We start from the raw sequence: 15,475 nt of genomic DNA, 5'->3' as shown, positions 1-15,475 counted from the left end.
AGCTGCGAAAAACTTCAAGCATGTGACAACTGTGGTAGATCCTGCTGACTATGACGCAGTCATTGAACACCTTAAAAATAATACATTAGACGAAGCGTTCCGTAAATCATTAATGATTAAAGTATTTGAACATACAAATGATTACGATAATGCGATTGTGAATTTCTTCAAAGAAAATAAAGAACAATTACGTTATGGTGAAAACCCTCAACAAACTGCTTACTTTGTACGTACATCAGATGCGAACAATACGATTGCAGGCGCTAAACAATTACACGGGAAACAATTAAGCTTTAACAACATTAAAGATGCTGATGCGACATTAGCATTAGTTAAAAAATTCGAAGAACCAGCTGCAGTAGCGGTTAAACATATGAACCCATGTGGTGTTGGTGTTGGCGAATCAATTGAAGAAGCATATCAAAATGCGTATGAAGCAGATAGCCAATCTATCTTCGGCGGTATTGTTGCGGTTAACCGTCCAGTTTCAAAAGAACTTGCTGAAAAATTACATTCAATCTTCTTAGAAGTTGTCATTGCACCTTCATTTACAGATGAAGCGCTTGAAGTCTTAACTCAAAAGAAAAACATTCGCTTATTAGAAGTAGATATGGCAGTGGATCACGATGAACAAGAATTTGTATCTGTATCAGGTGGCTATTTAGTTCAAGATAAAGATACAAAAACAATTTCACGTGATGACATGAAAGTTGTGACTAAAGTTGAACCGACAGAAGAACAATGGCAAGCAATGGAATTAGGTTGGAAAGTTGTAGCAGCTGTTAAAAGTAACGCTGTCATCTTAAGTAATGACCATCAAACTGTAGGTATCGGTGCAGGTCAAATGAACCGTGTCGGTTCTGCTGAAATTGCGATTGAACGTGCAATTGAAATTAATGACAATGTAGCATTAGTTTCAGATGGTTTCTTCCCAATGGATGACACAGTAGAATTAGCAGCAAAAGCAGGTATCAAAGCGATCATCCAACCAGGTGGTTCTATTAAAGACCAAGATTCTATTGATATGGCAGACAAACACGGCATTGCGATGGTAATGACTGGCGTACGTCACTTCAAACATTAATCATTCAGGAGGAAAATGCTAAAGATGAAAGTATTAGTAATCGGAGGCGGAGGACGTGAACATGTCCTTGCGCACAAATTAAATCAATCTGAATTTGTTGACCAAGTGTATGCAATTCCTGGAAATGCAGCAATGGAAACTGTCGCTGAAGTGCACGGTGAAATTGCTGAAACTGCACATGATGACATTGTAAAATTTGCGGTAGATCATGAAGTTGAATGGGCAGTCATCGGTCCAGAACAACCTTTAACTGAAGGGTTAGGCGACAAATTACGTGACGCGGGTGTGAAAGTCTTCGGTCCTGGTGCGAAAGCAGCACAAATTGAAGGTTCAAAATCATTTGCGAAACGTATTAAGGAAAAATATGACATCCCAACTGCAGAATATGTAGAAGTGGATTCTAAATCTGATGCATTAAAATATGTAGAAGATTGCAAGATTCCTGTTGTCTTGAAAAAAGACGGTCTTGCCGCAGGTAAAGGTGTTATTATCGCGATGACACGTGATGAAGCGAAAGAAGCAGTCGAAACACTGTATCCTGAAGAACAAGGCAAAATTGTATTCGAAGAATTCTTAGAAGGCGAAGAATACTCTGTCATGACCTTTGTGAATGGCGATTATGCTGTACCTTTCGATACGATTGCACAAGACCATAAACGTGCGTATGATGGCGATAAAGGGCCAAATACAGGCGGTATGGGTGCGTATTGCCCAGTGCCTCATATTTCAGAAGATGTACTAAAACGTACAAATGATGAAATTGCGCAACCGATTGCGAAAGCAATGCAAGAAGAAGGCTATCCATTCTTCGGTGTCCTATATATTGGCGCAATCTTAACTGAAGAAGGTCCGAAAGTTATCGAGTTTAATGCACGTTTCGGAGACCCTGAAGCACAAGTATTATTAACACGTATGGAAAGCGACTTAATGCAGCACATTTTAGACCTAGAAGCACGTAAACCGATTGAATACAAATGGAAAGACGAAGCTGTTGTAGGCGTGATGTTAGCGTCTAAAGGCTATCCTGGCTCATATGAAAAAGGTGTGAAAGTCAGTGGCTTTGATTTAGATGGACTTACATTTGTTAGCGGTTTGAAAAAAGAAGGCGACGATTATGTCACTTCTGGCGGCCGTGTTATCTTAGTGATTGGTGAAGGCAAAACAGTTAAAGAAGCCAAAGCAAATGCTTATAAAAAAGTAGATGCCATTGATAGTGAAGGTTTATTCTATCGTCGTGACATCAGTGATAAAGCAATCAAACATGAAGCGTAATTTAAAAGAATAGATTTATACTAAAAACAGCCGTACATTGTCTATCGGCTGTTTTTTGGTATGCAGAAAAATTATTGTTAAGTCGTGTATCTTCTAATTATGAAATTGTAGGGACAAAATAAAAAAGCAAGGAAGCAGAACTTCCTTACTCTTCAGGCAATGATTTCGCCATATCAATATAAGCTTGTTTATATCCAGAAACGTAGCGAGAGCTGCGTCTCTTGAATAATTGATGGAAACGCCAAGAACGTTTACGGCTCTTAATGTAACGTTTTAAACGGCGCTTTTTATTTTTGAGTTTTGACATGGTTTCAATTTCTTTGACGGCTTGTTGATAGCCTTTTTCGTATGCATCATTACGTTTTTTCATGAAATTTTGCCCCCAATCTTTCTGTGTGAATCTGATTATTTCAATTATAACATGTATATGACTTTTGACTTAATTAAACGATAATATTTGTTAAATAAAAAATAAGCAGTAAACGGTTGAATCGGTGACCGTTCACTGCTGGGAAAAATATGGATGAATGAAAATGTAAATATTGGTTGGGCTGCAGCTCGACAACCACAGCCCGATAAAAATTTTAAGAACTATAAATGCTTGTGTCAACCACGTACGTCAGTAATTCCTGTAATTGGTAAATAATGAGCTAACATTACAGAAATAATTAATATCGCCGCGAATAATAAGATAAATAAGATGTCGCGATAACTAAATGGTGCGTAGTAATAATACGTTCTTTTACCATCTTTAAATCCTTTTTTCTCCATAGCAACCGAAAGTTGATGTGCTTTTCGTATGTTTTGACTTAACAACGGAATAATTAAATGTTTCACACGCTTGAAACCGCGATAATTTGATTTATCTACCATACGATAACGCATCTTCAATGATTTACGTAGTTGAATGAATGAACTGATAATCAACGGTACCATACGGATGGCAGCCATAAACGCGTAGGCTACTTTTGGTTTTACACGCAAATGCTGCATCAGGCTGTAGAAGATCATCACAATTTGAGACGTAAAGGCCATCACAATACCGAAGAATGTGACGGTATCCGTACGCATAGATAAATGCAGTCCTCTCACTAAACTTTCAGTTGTGATATGAATAAAGCCTAATTTAAATAGGGTATGTGTACCATCTCCGTAGAAAATCATAAAGAGTGCTGAGATGATACTGAATATCACAGTGTAAAGTACGAATAGGGCAGTGACCTTCAATTTCATACCGCCAAAAATCAGTAAGAATAAAAACATCAAGGCGGTTAGGTAAATCATCACATCAAAGTTGTGAATGAAAATCACAAAGAAGAATAAGAAAATACCTAAACCAAGTTTCGTGATAATATTAACTTCATCTACGAAGGTGAAATACTTTTTCCATGCTTCATACATTTGTTTCACCTTCCATTTCAAATAGCACATCTTCACATAACATGTGGTCGCGTAATTCGATACGTCTTGTCGGATAACGTTCAATGATATGTGGGTCATGCGTAACCATAATAATCGTTTGACCTTGTGCAACACGTTGTTGGAAAAGATTTAATAAATTAAACGTGTTGTGACTGTCTAAACCAAATGTTGGTTCATCAAGTAAAATAATGTCAGCACGTGAACTTAAAGCAGTCGCAACACTTAAACGTCGTTTTTGACTCATTGATAATTCGAAGGGATGTTGATCACGAACTGCTTCTAAATTCAATAATTCAATCAGTTTTTCAGTTTCAGCTTTTGCGCTTTCGCCGCTGAAGTTGATGAAGATTTCCTCATAAACAGAATTCGTAATGAATTGCAGTTCTGGGTTTTGATAAACCAGATACATATGTTGGGCTGCTTCTTTAATTTTATGAAGCGGTTGCCCATCATAAGACATCTCTCCGCGATATTTAATCAATTGCATCATAGACTCAAGTAAAGTGGTTTTACCCGCACCGTTTTTACCTGTGATGGTAATCCATTCACCATCGCCGATTGTGAGTTCAGGTACTTGAATGAGTGTTTTCTTACCACGTATGACTTCGCCATTTTCATATTTGAAGCGTGACGTTATGTCTTTATTTGGTAATAATTCAGCTTTAGGTGCATGGTCCCAAGCCTTTGGATGCCATACTCCATATTCAGTCAGCAAATCTTCGTGTTGGTGTAAAATCACTTGAGGCGTATCATCCGCGATGATTTCCCCTTGATGATTCATTAAAATAACACGATCCACATGTTCCCAAATGTGTTCCACTTTATGTTCTACAATCAAGACAGTTTGTTCTTGCCACATGTCTTTAATTTGATTCCATAAATCTTCTGTCGCATCCACATCTAACATGGCAGTCGGTTCATCCAAGAACAATGTATCTGCTTCTTGAAGTACCGTTTCAGCAATTGCTAATTTTTGTTTCATACCGCCGCTTAATTGTTGAACCGTTTGTTTAGGACCAACGTCTAAGTCGACCGATGCTAATGCTTGTTGAATTAAAGCGTCCATCTCTTTTCTCGGCACTTGTTTATTTTCTAACACAAATGCGAGTTCTTCATAAACCTTCGGCATACAAAATTGTGTGTCTGGGTCTTGGAAGATGACGCCGCTATTTAAATCGACTTCCAATGCGTCATATTTCATTGGAAGCTCGATTAGGTTCGGCACAATGCCGCTTAATACATTGAGTAAGGTACTTTTACCGCAGCCTGAAGGGCCGAGTAATAAGACCTTTTGTTTATCAGGTATTTCTATATCTAAACCATCAAATATTTTATCTGGTGCATTTGGATATTTAAGTCGTAAATTTTGAGCAAGTAACACGTTTATGTCTCCTTACAAATTGTCATAATCCTTTTTGGAAGCAGGGCGGAATAATTTTGTAACCCCAGTCTGATCCAGAGCTTTGACAAGATAATATGGGAAAATCCCAGCAAGTACAATCCCGCTGATACAACGGAAGAATACATATAAGAATAAGTTCCATCCAGCAACTTCACCTAAATAACCATAGTAGAAGTCGATAGGGAAAGTAACTAATGCGGCTGCTAGACCAGCAAGTACCGCTACCATTAATTTGCGTGATTTATAACGGAAAATCGCAAAAATAATTTCACACGCTAAACCTTGTAGTAAGCCGTAAACAATTGTCGCAATATCAAAGCGTCCCATTACAATTGTTTCCCCAGCACCAGCAGCGAATTCAGCTAACAGTGCAATACCGGCTTTCGGAATGATTAAGTAAGCCACAACAGCAGCTGCGAACCACATACCGTAAGATAATTCTTCTAAGTGTAAGCCAGTCACTTGCATGGCTTTATACACTAAGTTCCAAATGTTGTAAATGATAGCAAAGATAACTGCGATTAACACAGTAACTAAGATATCTGAAAGCTTAAGTCCTTTAGACATAATGTCAATTCCTCCTATATAAACAAAAAAACACGCAAACTTGTCTAGCAAGCAGCGTGAAAATAAGCATCAGAATACCCTGGTTCTACCCTGAAATCCTAAACCAGTTCATTCTTTACACTTTCCTACGCTAGTCTCAGCTAGATCAGGTTCGAAGGGTTTGAAGCTTTGTGCTTCATCTCAGTTCGAAACACCCCTAGTGTATTTCTTTATTAGATTTATACTAAATGTATGCTTTTTCATAGGTTCTGTCAAGGTGATTTTAGATTTAAGCCAGAGAGAACGGGTATGAAAAAGGCAAGATCACATTAAGATTACGTTAAATTGTGTATTTAGGATTGAGCATAGCGTCTGAGTCTAATATACTACCATAGAATGATTTACTTTAATTTTTAAAGACACAATGGAATTGTTCATATATAATAACTATGAGGTGAAAAACATGTCGTATATAAAGAAGCACGCTGAAATCATTTATAGTTTGATTATTGGCATTGTTTCACTTTTCATTGGAATCATTGTATTACTCAATCTATCATTTATCCATAAACTTGCGAAGGGGAGCAAGGTTGACATACATATTAATAATGTGTGGGATTTCATCAATGCTTTCTTTGTTGAAATAATACGGATTATGAGTCAATTTATTGGTCATTTCCCAGTGGTCAGCGCCATCTTGATTATCTTGTTCGGTGTTGCATTGCTATGGATTGGCTATTTATTATTTATGACTACAAAATATGATTATGATATCTCAATTTTCTTCCTTATAATAGGAATCTTTTTCTTCCTCATCACAATCGTCTTTATGACACAAGTTTACGGCTTCTTTGCGATTGTATTCGTGGTTCCGTTTATTGTGCATATCGGATACATTGTGTACAAGGATGAGTTGAACAGTGCGCACCAAAAAGAGCACTATCTATGGATTATCTGTACGTACGGAATCAGTTATTTAATTTCTCAAATTTCGTTATATGGCAGAATCGAAAGTCATGAAATTGCGTTAATTGATATTTTAAGTGTCAACGCATTCTTCGTTGTCATGTGGTGTTTAGGTCAAATGTCTATTTGGAATTTCTTATTCCTTAGAAGATCATTGCCGCTAACTAAAGCAGAATTAGGCGAAGAAATGTTGTATTCACGTACAGATAAGAACGGCACAATCAGCCAAACGAAAGAACAGCTGCGTGAAATTCAAGAACGTACACAAGAATTGACATACAGAACACGCAGAAGTATTGATTTAGAGAAAATCAGAAGAAAACGAGATAGTTTCAAAAAAGCAGTTAAAGATAAAGTCAATCTGCAAGAAGACGATTTCCCAACTTGGATGCGTCGTCCAAAATGGATTAAACCGGGTATCGTTGAATTGATTTGCGGTGCGATTTTATTCCTATTTACCTTACTAGAATTAAACAACCGTAATGGCTTGTTTATGTCAGGTGATTGGGAATTATCACAAACATCATATGTAATCGAGTGGATCACACTCTTCTTATTGTTGCTTGTGATTATCGCTTATATCATTACAACATTGACGCATTTCTTACGCGGTAAATTGTATTATGCGCAGTTGTTTATGGTGAGTATTTTATTCTTTAAATTGTTGACAGAATTTGTCAATATTATGATTCATGGATTATTATTATCCATTTTTATTACACCGATTTTATTTATTATGCTTGTGGCGATTACGATTGCGTTTATTATCCAATTACGTACGCCAGCTAAAGCAGAATCACACAAAAGCTGAGGGACTTAAGTTTCCTCGGCTTTTTTAATGGATTTGAGACGTTCTTTTTAGAAAGGAAGCGTCTGATACGTTAAGATAAAAGTAACTACACATAGAAGGCGGAATAATAATATGAAGACAGCAGTATTAAATAAAGGTAAAGAACAAAAGTATTTAAATCAGTATCCATTAGTGGATGAAGAAGATATTTATGAACATAGTCATTTAGAAGATGGTGATATTTTTCATATTGTGACTGATGATGGCCGATACATTGCGACAGCATATGTTGGGCGCCAACATAAAGGATTAGGTTGGGTCTTAAGCTATGATGCTGAAGAAGAAATTAATCAAGAATTTTTTGAAGCACTATTTGAAGAAGCTTTAGATTATCGTCAATACTACTTTGATATCGATGGTACAAATGCATTCAGATTGTTTAATGCAGAAGGAGATGGTGTCGGCGGTTTAACAATTGATTACTACGATCGTCATTTATTAATCCAATGGTATTCAAAAGGGATTTATACGTTCAGAACTGATATTTTAGAAGCTGTTCAAGCTGTCTTTCCTTATACTTCAATTTTTGAGAAGACACGTTTTAAAGACAGTGAAGTATCTAGTGGTTTCGTAACAGGGGAAGCACCGGAATTTCCAATTGTTATTGAAGAAAACTTTACGTTCTATAATGTCGATTTAGATGATGGACCGATGACGGGAATTTTCTTAGACCAAAAAGAAGTGCGTAAAAAATTACGTGATGTTTATGCACCTGACCGCAGTGTTTTGAATTTATTTAGTTATACAGGGGCATTCTCTGTCATTGCAGCACAAACAGCAGCAGAAACGACTAGTGTCGACCTTGCAAATCGTTCTAGAGGTTTGACAGAGGAGAATTTTGGGGTAAATGGTATTGACCCGAAAACACAATATATTTATGTCATGGATACGTTTGACTTCTATCATTATGCGGCAAGACACAATAAGGCTTATGACACGATTGTTATTGATCCGCCAAGTTTTGCGCGTAATAAAAAGAAAGTCTTTACGGTTCAAAAAGACTATCATAAGTTGATTGAAGAAGCTTTACCTGTTTTAAATGATGGAGGTACTTTAATTTTAAGTACAAACTCAAGTGCGTTAACTTCAAAAGCGTTTAAAAACATGATAAAGAGAACGCTTGATGCACAAGATGTAGATTTTGAAATTTTAGAAGCAATGGGACTTCCGAAAGATTTTAAAACACATCCGCACTATAAACCATCAAAATATTTAAAAGTAGTCTTTGTTCGGGTATCAGAAAAAGTGGAAGAAGTAATAATCGAGGAGGACTATTATGGGGATTAAAGATAAATTCATTAAAAAATCTACAGACAAAATTGGAAATAAAATGTTGAAAATTGATCCGGTCGTAGGTAAAGGGCGTTTACCGAAGAATAAAAAGGATTTAGCAAAAAGACGTGAACGCGCTGAAGAATTAGTAAGAAAGAAAGCATTATTGTCATCTTCAGCAAGTGTTATTCCGATTCCAGGATTAGATTTTGGGGTCGATTTAAAGCTGATGAAAGATATTATAGAAGATATTAATAAAATTTACGGTTTAGATCATAAAGAAGTGAACCGTATGAGTGATGATTTAAAAGAACGTGTATTAGTCGCAGCATCAATCCAAGGCAGTCAATTCATCGGACGTACGGTTTCAAAAGGTATCTTGAAAATGGTCGTTAAAGATGTTGCTAAACGTACAGCTGCGAAACAAACAAGATGGTTCCCGGTTGTCGGTCAAGCAATCGCAGCATCAATCAGTTATTATTTCATGAAAAAATTAGGTGACGAGCACATCGATAAATGTGAAAACGTTGCCAAAAAATTAATTTAAAACCGAGTTGTCAATTAAATTGTGCATATTTTCACAAAAACGCTAAATTCATTGCCCTGTATGGATTAAACAAATTGAATTTAGCGTCATATTTTGGTAATGTTAAGGTGTAATAATGTTCAGGTGAGTCACTCACCAATTAATGGATGCGAAGGAGAAAGATTATTATGGAACAACAATCATACACTATCATCGACGAAACAGGTATTCATGCTCGTCCAGCTACAATGCTTGTACAAACAGCTTCAAAATTTGATTCAGATATTCAACTTGAATATAACGGTAAAAAAGTCAACTTAAAATCAATTATGGGTGTTATGAGCTTAGGCGTAGGTAAAGATGCTGACATTACTATCTATGCTGACGGAAGCGACGAAGCTGATGCAATTCAAGCTATCACTGACGTTTTATCTAAAGAAGGTTTAACTAACTAATATGACTAAAAATATTAGAGGGATTGCGGCATCTGATGGTGTCGCAATCGCAAAAGCCTATCTATTAGTAGAACCTGACCTATCGTTTGATAACGGAACAGTGACTGATACAGAGGCTGAAGTTGCTAAATTTAACGGCGCACTTAACACATCAAAAGTTGAATTGACTAAAATCAGAAACAATGCCGAACAACAATTAGGCGCAGATAAAGCGGCTATCTTCGATGCACATTTATTAGTGCTTGAAGATCCAGAACTTATCCAACCTATTGAAGAAAAAATTAAAAATGAAAATGTTAATGCTGCTCAAGCGTTAACAGATGTTTCAAATCAATTTATCACAATATTTGAATCAATGGACAACGAATACATGGCTGAACGTGCAGCGGATATTCGCGACGTTTCTAAACGTGTATTAGCACACATCTTAGGTGTGGATTTACCAAACCCAAGTATCATTGATGAAAGTGTCGTTATTATCGGGAATGACTTGACACCTTCAGATACTGCACAGTTGAACAAACAATATGTGCAAGGATTTGTGACAAACATTGGAGGCAGAACATCTCACTCTGCAATTATGAGCCGTTCTTTAGAAATCCCAGCAGTCGTTGGTACTAAAACGATTACTGAGGAAGTTGAAGCAGGCGACATCATTATTGTTGATGGTATGACAGGTGATGTTATTGTTAACCCAAGTGACGAAGTTGTAGCACAATATCAAGAAAAACGTGATAACTTCTTCAAAGATAAACAAGAATTACAAAAATTACGTGATGCTGAATCTGTAACAGAAGATGGTCATCATGTAGAATTAGCTGCAAACATCGGTACACCAAACGATTTACCTGGTGTAGTTGAAAATGGTGCAGAAGGTATCGGATTATACCGTACTGAGTTCCTATATATGGGTAGAGATCAAATGCCGACTGAAGACGAACAATTTGAGGCATACAAAGCAGTTCTTGAAGCAATGAAAGGCAAACGTGTGGTTGTTCGTACATTAGATATCGGTGGAGACAAAGAATTACCTTATTTAGACTTACCTGAAGAAATGAACCCATTCTTAGGTTATCGTGCAATCCGCTTGTGCTTAGCACAACCAGAAATTTTCCGTCCGCAATTACGCGCGTTATTACGTGCTTCAGTATACGGAAAATTAAACATTATGTTCCCAATGGTTGCGACAATTCAAGAATTCCGTGATGCGAAAGCATTATTAGAAGAAGAACGTCAAAACCTTAAAAATGAAGGTGTTGAAGTTTCAGATGATATCGAAGTCGGTATTATGGTTGAAATTCCATCGACAGCAGCACTTGCTGATGTCTTTGCGAAAGAAGTAGACTTCTTCAGTATCGGAACAAATGACTTAATCCAATATACAATGGCAGCTGACCGTATGTCAGAACGTGTGTCTTATTTATACCAACCATATAACCCAGCTATTTTACGCTTGGTACAACGTGTTATCGAAGCGTCTCATGCTGAAGGTAAATGGACAGGTATGTGCGGCGAAATGGCCGGAGACCAAACTGCAATTCCATTATTGTTAGGTCTTGGATTAGATGAGTTCTCTATGAGTGCAACTTCAATCCTTAAAGCACGTCGTTTAATCAGAAACTTAAGCGAAGCGCAAATGAAAGACTTAGCAGCGAAAGCAGTGAACTGTGCAACATCAGAAGAAGTTGTTGCTTTAGTAGAAGACTATACGAAACATGCATAATCATTGATAAAATATTAATAAAAACCGTGATGAAATGAATGTCCAATTCATTTTCATCGCGGTTTTATTAGTGTACAAACATTTACTTATTATTTGAGTAATGTAATCAACTTACAAAGAATTTAATTGCGAGGTATATACTGTGTGTTTTACAAATTTGTGACAAAGATTTAAATTCTGTATAAATATAATGAAAATCTTGATTAGAATAATTGTAAACTAGCATATGAGAGCGTAACATATAAGGTACTGTGTCTATGAACGCAGATTACAGCATAATTGTTTGAATCATTTACCTTAAAGGTAATTTAAAATAGAGTGCATTCATTTTTAAGTCAGTCTTTATCGATATCGAGTAATGTGTTGATTTTATCTATGTCCACTTGATACATAGGTGTGTCACCGATTAAGATAAATGGCGTTGAAAATGCATCGAAATCTATCATTTCATTGCGGTATTGTGAGTTTGAAATATTTTTCTCAGTGTATGCAACGTGATGATGATCGAGATAATTTTTCACAAACTGACAAGGTGGACAGTCGTTTTGTGTATAAATGACTACGTTCGGCATGTTTTATCTTCCTTTACATTTTATTGATGTGTATACTGTATTAAAGGGACGATTAAAAATCAAGCCAACCGCCTATATTTGAATGTTTCAAGTTTTTTTGGATTTTGTGTAAACAATTTCCTCCACATTTCATCTGAGACGTTGCGGGCATTAGACAGTAACAAAAATATAGAGAAAAACAGGGTGATATTATGGAAGCAGTAGAACTGAGCAGATTTTTAACTGCCATGACCTTAGCTGTGCATATTATCTTCGCGACTATCGGTGTGGGGATGCCGCTTATGTTCGCAATTGCTGAATTTCTTGGTGTTAAAAGAAATGACGCAAAATATATTACATTAGCTAAGAGATGGGCCAAAGGTTATGCGGTAACTGTTGCGGTAGGGGTTGTAACAGGTACGATTATCGAGTTGCAGCTGTCATTGCTTTGGCCACAATTTATGAAGATTGCAGGACACGTGATTGCCTTGCCATTATTCATGGAAGTCTTCGCATTCTTCTTTGAAGCAATTTTCCTTAGTATTTATTTCTACACTTGGGAACGATTCAAAAACAAATGGACACATTTGATTATGAGTATTCCAGTGGTATTAGGCGGTACATTATCTGCCTTCTTCATCACATCAGTGAACTCATTTATGAATACGCCTGAAGGTTTCCAATTGAAAAACGGCAAAATGATTCATGTTGATCCAGTAGCAGCAATGTTCAACTCATCATTTGGTGTCAGAGCCTTCCACGTAATTACTACAGCAATTATGACAATGGCCTTTATTTTAGCGGCGATTGCAGCATTTAAATTATTGAAAAATAAATTTGAAAAAGACAGAGAATATCATAAGAAAGCATTGAAAATGACTATGATTGTCGGTTTAGTCTTTACACTAGGTTCTATGCTTGCTGGAGACTTATCAGCGAAGTTCTTACACAATGAACAACCTGAAAAATTAGCAGCATATGAATGGCATTATGATACTGAAAAACGTGCAGACTTAGTTCTGTTTGGTGTACTAGATGAGAAAAATCAAGAAGTGCATGGTGCGATTAAAATCCCAGCATTACTCAGCTTCTTATCTGACAACAATATCAATACAGAAGTTGAAGGATTAAATGAATTCCCTAAAAATGAACAGCCGCCGTTAATTGTCCATTACTTCTTTGACTTAATGGTGACAAGCGGTATCTTCTGTTTCGTTGTTTCAGGTATTTACGTCTTAACACGACTAGTTAAGAAATGGCGTAAGTTCTCAACACACAAAATATTGCTGTATGGCATATTATTAACAGGTCCTGCAGCTATGCTTGCGATTGAGTTCGGCTGGTTCTTAACAGAAATGGGCCGTCAACCTTGGATTTTAAGAGGTTACATGAGAGTGTCTGAAGCAGCTACACATGCAGGCGGTTTACCAGGTGTTACCATCGCATTTGGTGTCATATACTTTATCATCTTATTCACTGCAGCATATGTATTAATCCGTATGTTCAAGAATAATCCGCCATATAAAGATGTGGAAAAATTAGAAGAGAGCCGAGGTGAAGCATCATGAGTATTACAGCATTTGGAATGATCGTTTTGTATCTGTTCTTATTCTTGTATATCGTTATTGCTTCAATTGACTTTGGTGCAGGTATCTTCATTTTACAATCGAAATTAAGAGGTACTGAAAGCACATTAGTACCGATTATCGGTCGTTATCTGAACCCGATTTGGGAAGTCACAAACGTATTCTTAGTATTCTTTACCGTAGGAATTGTCGGTTTCTTCCCAGATTTCGCGTACTATTATGGTTCGGTTCTGTTAGTGCCAGGATCTATCGCTTTAATCTTACTTACGATTCGTGGTAGTTTCTATGCATTCCAAAACTATGGACCAGATTCAAAATTCTCTTGGCTCGTCTTGCATAGTGTATCTGGGTTATTCATCCCGGCTGCATTAAGTATGGGACTTGTTATCTCAGAAGGCGGCTATATTCATAAAACAAGCTCAGGTACAGGTGTCGATTTAAATTGGTTAGATTTATTCTTTAGTCCATTTGCGTGGGCAGTTGTATTCTTAGCTTTAGTTTCAGTAATGTATATTTCATCAGGATTCCTTGCGTATTATGCACGCAAAGCAGAAAACATGAAAGCCTATAATATTATTCGTATGTGGTTTGTTTTCTGGGGTCCTCCGATGGCTTTAGTATCATTATTTACTTTCATCACATTACGCAGTCAAAACAAGCAACACTTTGATGTTGCGGTTAATCAATACTGGTGGTTATTCTTAATCAGTATATTATGCTTGTTAGCAGCTTGGATTTTATCTATAATGAAAAAATCACCTGGAACAGTATTTATGTTAGTTGTGATTCAAATGGCTACAGCCGTGACAGGTTATGGTTTAAGTAAATGGCCATACATCTTGTATCCATATATCAATGGAGACATTCACAAAACAGATGACCCGATGGCATGGGCCTTAACCATTGCGGCAGTCGTTGGATTATTGATGCTTGTTCCATCACTGATTTTCTTAATGAGATTATTCATCTTCAATAAAGATTATGTTGAAGGTAAGAATGATGAAGGTTATTATTAATATTAAGTCTAAGGTGAGGCGAGGCACAATCATAGGTTGTCTATGATTGAACAGAGCCTTGTCTCATCTTTATTTTTGCGGAGGTTGTAAGAGAAATGGAAAAAGAATTCGTTGTGATAGGGTTAGGTCGTTTCGGCGGCAGTATAGTCCGAGAATTAAATGCGTTAGGCATGGACGTGATGGCTATCGACTTAAGCGAAGCCCGCGTAAATGAATATAGTGAGATTGCGACACATGCGGTAGTCGCAGATACAACAGATGAAGCGGTAATGAAAAGTTTAGGGATTCGTAACTTTGATCAAGTCATTGTGGCGATTGGTGAAAATATTCAAACGAGTACTTTGACAACTCTGATTCTTAAGGAATTAGGCGTTAAGAAGGTTATTGCGAAAGCCCAAAACGATTACCATGCGAAGATTTTAAATAAAATCGGCGCTGACTTAGTTGTCCATCCTGAACGAGATATGGGACGTCGAATTGCGCATAATATTGCGAGTGCCAGTGTCTTGGATTACTTGGAACTTGCGGATGAATATTCAATTGTTGAAGCCAAAGCGAATGAACGTATTGCGGGTCAAACGATTGTAGATTTAGATATCCGTGCAAACTTCGGTATCAATATTATCGCGATTAAACGTGATAAAGATGTTATTATTTCTCCAGATCCGAATATGAATATTGAACTTGGCGATATCTTAATTATGATTGGACACGACAACGACTTAAATCGCTTCGAGAAAAAACTTGTCCACTAACACAACCTTATACAAACAAAAAGGGGCTGGGACATAAATACAGTCCAAA

At 36.8% G+C, this 15,475-nt stretch carries 15 protein-coding genes and 1 riboswitch; of the genes, 10 read left to right on the top strand and 5 right to left on the bottom strand.

Annotated elements, in window-relative coordinates; genetic code table 11:
- On the top strand, positions 1 to 1,084 hold a 1,084-nt coding region (purH, locus tag HMPREF2937_RS07590; protein WP_070864347.1), incomplete at its 5' end, for a bifunctional phosphoribosylaminoimidazolecarboxamide formyltransferase/IMP cyclohydrolase.
- Positions 1,085 to 1,108: 24 nt separating this feature from the next.
- On the top strand, positions 1,109 to 2,356 hold the full coding sequence (gene purD, locus HMPREF2937_RS07585) for a phosphoribosylamine--glycine ligase (protein WP_070864328.1): 1,248 nt from the start codon (positions 1,109 to 1,111) through the stop codon (positions 2,354 to 2,356).
- Between the two features lie 145 nt (positions 2,357 to 2,501).
- Here the strand turns inward: purD and HMPREF2937_RS07580 are convergent, their stop codons facing one another.
- From HMPREF2937_RS07580 to HMPREF2937_RS07565, 4 genes are all read right to left on the bottom strand, one after another.
- Positions 2,502 to 2,726: a hypothetical protein gene (locus HMPREF2937_RS07580; protein ID WP_002480505.1), complete on the bottom strand. Its 225-nt coding sequence runs from the start codon at positions 2,724 to 2,726 to the stop codon at positions 2,502 to 2,504.
- Positions 2,727 to 2,962: 236 nt separating this feature from the next.
- Positions 2,963 to 3,757, bottom strand: coding sequence for an energy-coupling factor transporter transmembrane component T family protein (locus HMPREF2937_RS07575; RefSeq protein WP_002480506.1), 795 nt, complete (start codon positions 3,755 to 3,757; stop codon positions 2,963 to 2,965).
- Positions 3,750 to 5,159, bottom strand: a complete 1,410-nt coding sequence (locus tag HMPREF2937_RS07570) for an ABC transporter ATP-binding protein (RefSeq protein ID WP_070864327.1) — start codon at positions 5,157 to 5,159, stop codon at positions 3,750 to 3,752. Before HMPREF2937_RS07570 ends, HMPREF2937_RS07575 begins: the two co-directional genes overlap by 8 nt.
- Positions 5,160 to 5,171: 12 nt before the next feature.
- On the bottom strand, positions 5,172 to 5,747 hold the full coding sequence (locus HMPREF2937_RS07565) for an ECF transporter S component (RefSeq protein WP_002480508.1): 576 nt from the start codon (positions 5,745 to 5,747) through the stop codon (positions 5,172 to 5,174).
- A gap of 105 nt (positions 5,748 to 5,852) precedes the next feature.
- Positions 5,853 to 5,955: riboswitch (TPP riboswitch) on the bottom strand.
- A 234-nt stretch (positions 5,956 to 6,189) separates the two neighbouring features.
- On the opposite strand from HMPREF2937_RS07565, the gene auxA reads away from it, so the two are divergent.
- From auxA to ptsP, 5 genes are all read left to right on the top strand, one after another.
- Positions 6,190 to 7,503 carry a lipoteichoic acid stability factor AuxA gene (auxA, locus tag HMPREF2937_RS07560; protein ID WP_023015947.1) on the top strand — a complete coding sequence of 438 codons (1,314 nt, stop codon included), beginning with the start codon at positions 6,190 to 6,192 and terminating at the stop codon, positions 7,501 to 7,503.
- Between the two features lie 111 nt (positions 7,504 to 7,614).
- On the top strand, positions 7,615 to 8,829 hold the full coding sequence (locus HMPREF2937_RS07555; protein WP_023015946.1) for a class I SAM-dependent rRNA methyltransferase: 1,215 nt from the start codon (positions 7,615 to 7,617) through the stop codon (positions 8,827 to 8,829).
- The gene (locus HMPREF2937_RS07550) at positions 8,819 to 9,361 is read left to right on the top strand and encodes a hypothetical protein (RefSeq protein WP_002480511.1); all 543 of its coding nucleotides are present in this window, start codon (positions 8,819 to 8,821) and stop codon (positions 9,359 to 9,361) included. Before HMPREF2937_RS07555 ends, HMPREF2937_RS07550 begins: the two co-directional genes overlap by 11 nt.
- Positions 9,362 to 9,528: 167 nt before the next feature.
- Positions 9,529 to 9,795: a phosphocarrier protein HPr gene (locus tag HMPREF2937_RS07545; protein WP_002480512.1), complete on the top strand. Its 267-nt coding sequence runs from the start codon at positions 9,529 to 9,531 to the stop codon at positions 9,793 to 9,795.
- 1 nt (position 9,796) lies between these two features.
- The gene (ptsP, locus tag HMPREF2937_RS07540; RefSeq protein ID WP_023015945.1) at positions 9,797 to 11,518 is read left to right on the top strand and encodes a phosphoenolpyruvate--protein phosphotransferase; all 1,722 of its coding nucleotides are present in this window, start codon (positions 9,797 to 9,799) and stop codon (positions 11,516 to 11,518) included.
- A gap of 335 nt (positions 11,519 to 11,853) precedes the next feature.
- On the opposite strand, the gene HMPREF2937_RS07535 is transcribed toward ptsP, so the two are convergent.
- Positions 11,854 to 12,090 (bottom strand): glutaredoxin family protein, encoded by a 237-nt coding sequence (locus tag HMPREF2937_RS07535; RefSeq protein ID WP_070864326.1) that lies wholly within the window; start codon positions 12,088 to 12,090, stop codon positions 11,854 to 11,856.
- A 191-nt stretch (positions 12,091 to 12,281) separates the two neighbouring features.
- On the opposite strand from HMPREF2937_RS07535, the gene HMPREF2937_RS07530 reads away from it, so the two are divergent.
- From HMPREF2937_RS07530 to HMPREF2937_RS07520, 3 genes are all read left to right on the top strand, one after another.
- Entirely contained in the window at positions 12,282 to 13,637 is a 1,356-nt protein-coding gene (locus tag HMPREF2937_RS07530) for a cytochrome ubiquinol oxidase subunit I (protein ID WP_070848560.1), read from the top strand.
- Positions 13,634 to 14,671: a cytochrome d ubiquinol oxidase subunit II gene (locus tag HMPREF2937_RS07525; protein ID WP_070848561.1), complete on the top strand. Its 1,038-nt coding sequence runs from the start codon at positions 13,634 to 13,636 to the stop codon at positions 14,669 to 14,671. Before HMPREF2937_RS07530 ends, HMPREF2937_RS07525 begins: the two co-directional genes overlap by 4 nt.
- Positions 14,672 to 14,766: 95 nt before the next feature.
- Positions 14,767 to 15,426, top strand: coding sequence for a potassium channel family protein (locus HMPREF2937_RS07520; protein ID WP_002480517.1), 660 nt, complete (start codon positions 14,767 to 14,769; stop codon positions 15,424 to 15,426).
- Positions 15,427 to 15,475 lie beyond the last annotated feature (49 nt).

The sequence above is a fragment of the Staphylococcus sp. HMSC061G12 genome (assembly GCF_001838465.1).
GTDB lineage: Bacteria > Bacillota > Bacilli > Staphylococcales > Staphylococcaceae > Staphylococcus > Staphylococcus simulans.
The sequence above is the reverse complement of the archived record's forward strand: the minus strand, read 5'-3'. Positions and strand labels throughout refer to the sequence as shown.

What these genes read in the sequence shown, in the direction of transcription:
- purD (WP_070864328.1), top strand. Translation starts at nt 1,109, where the DNA reads ATGAAAGTATTAGTAATCGGAGGCGGAGGACGTGAACATGTCCTTGCG.
- HMPREF2937_RS07580 (WP_002480505.1), bottom strand. Translation starts at nt 2,726, where the DNA reads ATGAAAAAACGTAATGATGCATACGAAAAAGGCTATCAACAAGCCGTC.
- HMPREF2937_RS07575 (WP_002480506.1), bottom strand. Translation starts at nt 3,757, where the DNA reads ATGTATGAAGCATGGAAAAAGTATTTCACCTTCGTAGATGAAGTTAAT.
- HMPREF2937_RS07565 (WP_002480508.1), bottom strand. Translation starts at nt 5,747, where the DNA reads ATGTCTAAAGGACTTAAGCTTTCAGATATCTTAGTTACTGTGTTAATC.
- auxA (WP_023015947.1), top strand. Translation starts at nt 6,190, where the DNA reads ATGTCGTATATAAAGAAGCACGCTGAAATCATTTATAGTTTGATTATT.
- HMPREF2937_RS07555 (WP_023015946.1), top strand. Translation starts at nt 7,615, where the DNA reads ATGAAGACAGCAGTATTAAATAAAGGTAAAGAACAAAAGTATTTAAAT.
- HMPREF2937_RS07550 (WP_002480511.1), top strand. Translation starts at nt 8,819, where the DNA reads ATGGGGATTAAAGATAAATTCATTAAAAAATCTACAGACAAAATTGGA.
- HMPREF2937_RS07545 (WP_002480512.1), top strand. Translation starts at nt 9,529, where the DNA reads ATGGAACAACAATCATACACTATCATCGACGAAACAGGTATTCATGCT.
- ptsP (WP_023015945.1), top strand. Translation starts at nt 9,797, where the DNA reads ATGACTAAAAATATTAGAGGGATTGCGGCATCTGATGGTGTCGCAATC.
- HMPREF2937_RS07535 (WP_070864326.1), bottom strand. Translation starts at nt 12,090, where the DNA reads ATGCCGAACGTAGTCATTTATACACAAAACGACTGTCCACCTTGTCAG.
- HMPREF2937_RS07530 (WP_070848560.1), top strand. Translation starts at nt 12,282, where the DNA reads ATGGAAGCAGTAGAACTGAGCAGATTTTTAACTGCCATGACCTTAGCT.
- HMPREF2937_RS07525 (WP_070848561.1), top strand. Translation starts at nt 13,634, where the DNA reads ATGAGTATTACAGCATTTGGAATGATCGTTTTGTATCTGTTCTTATTC.
- HMPREF2937_RS07520 (WP_002480517.1), top strand. Translation starts at nt 14,767, where the DNA reads ATGGAAAAAGAATTCGTTGTGATAGGGTTAGGTCGTTTCGGCGGCAGT.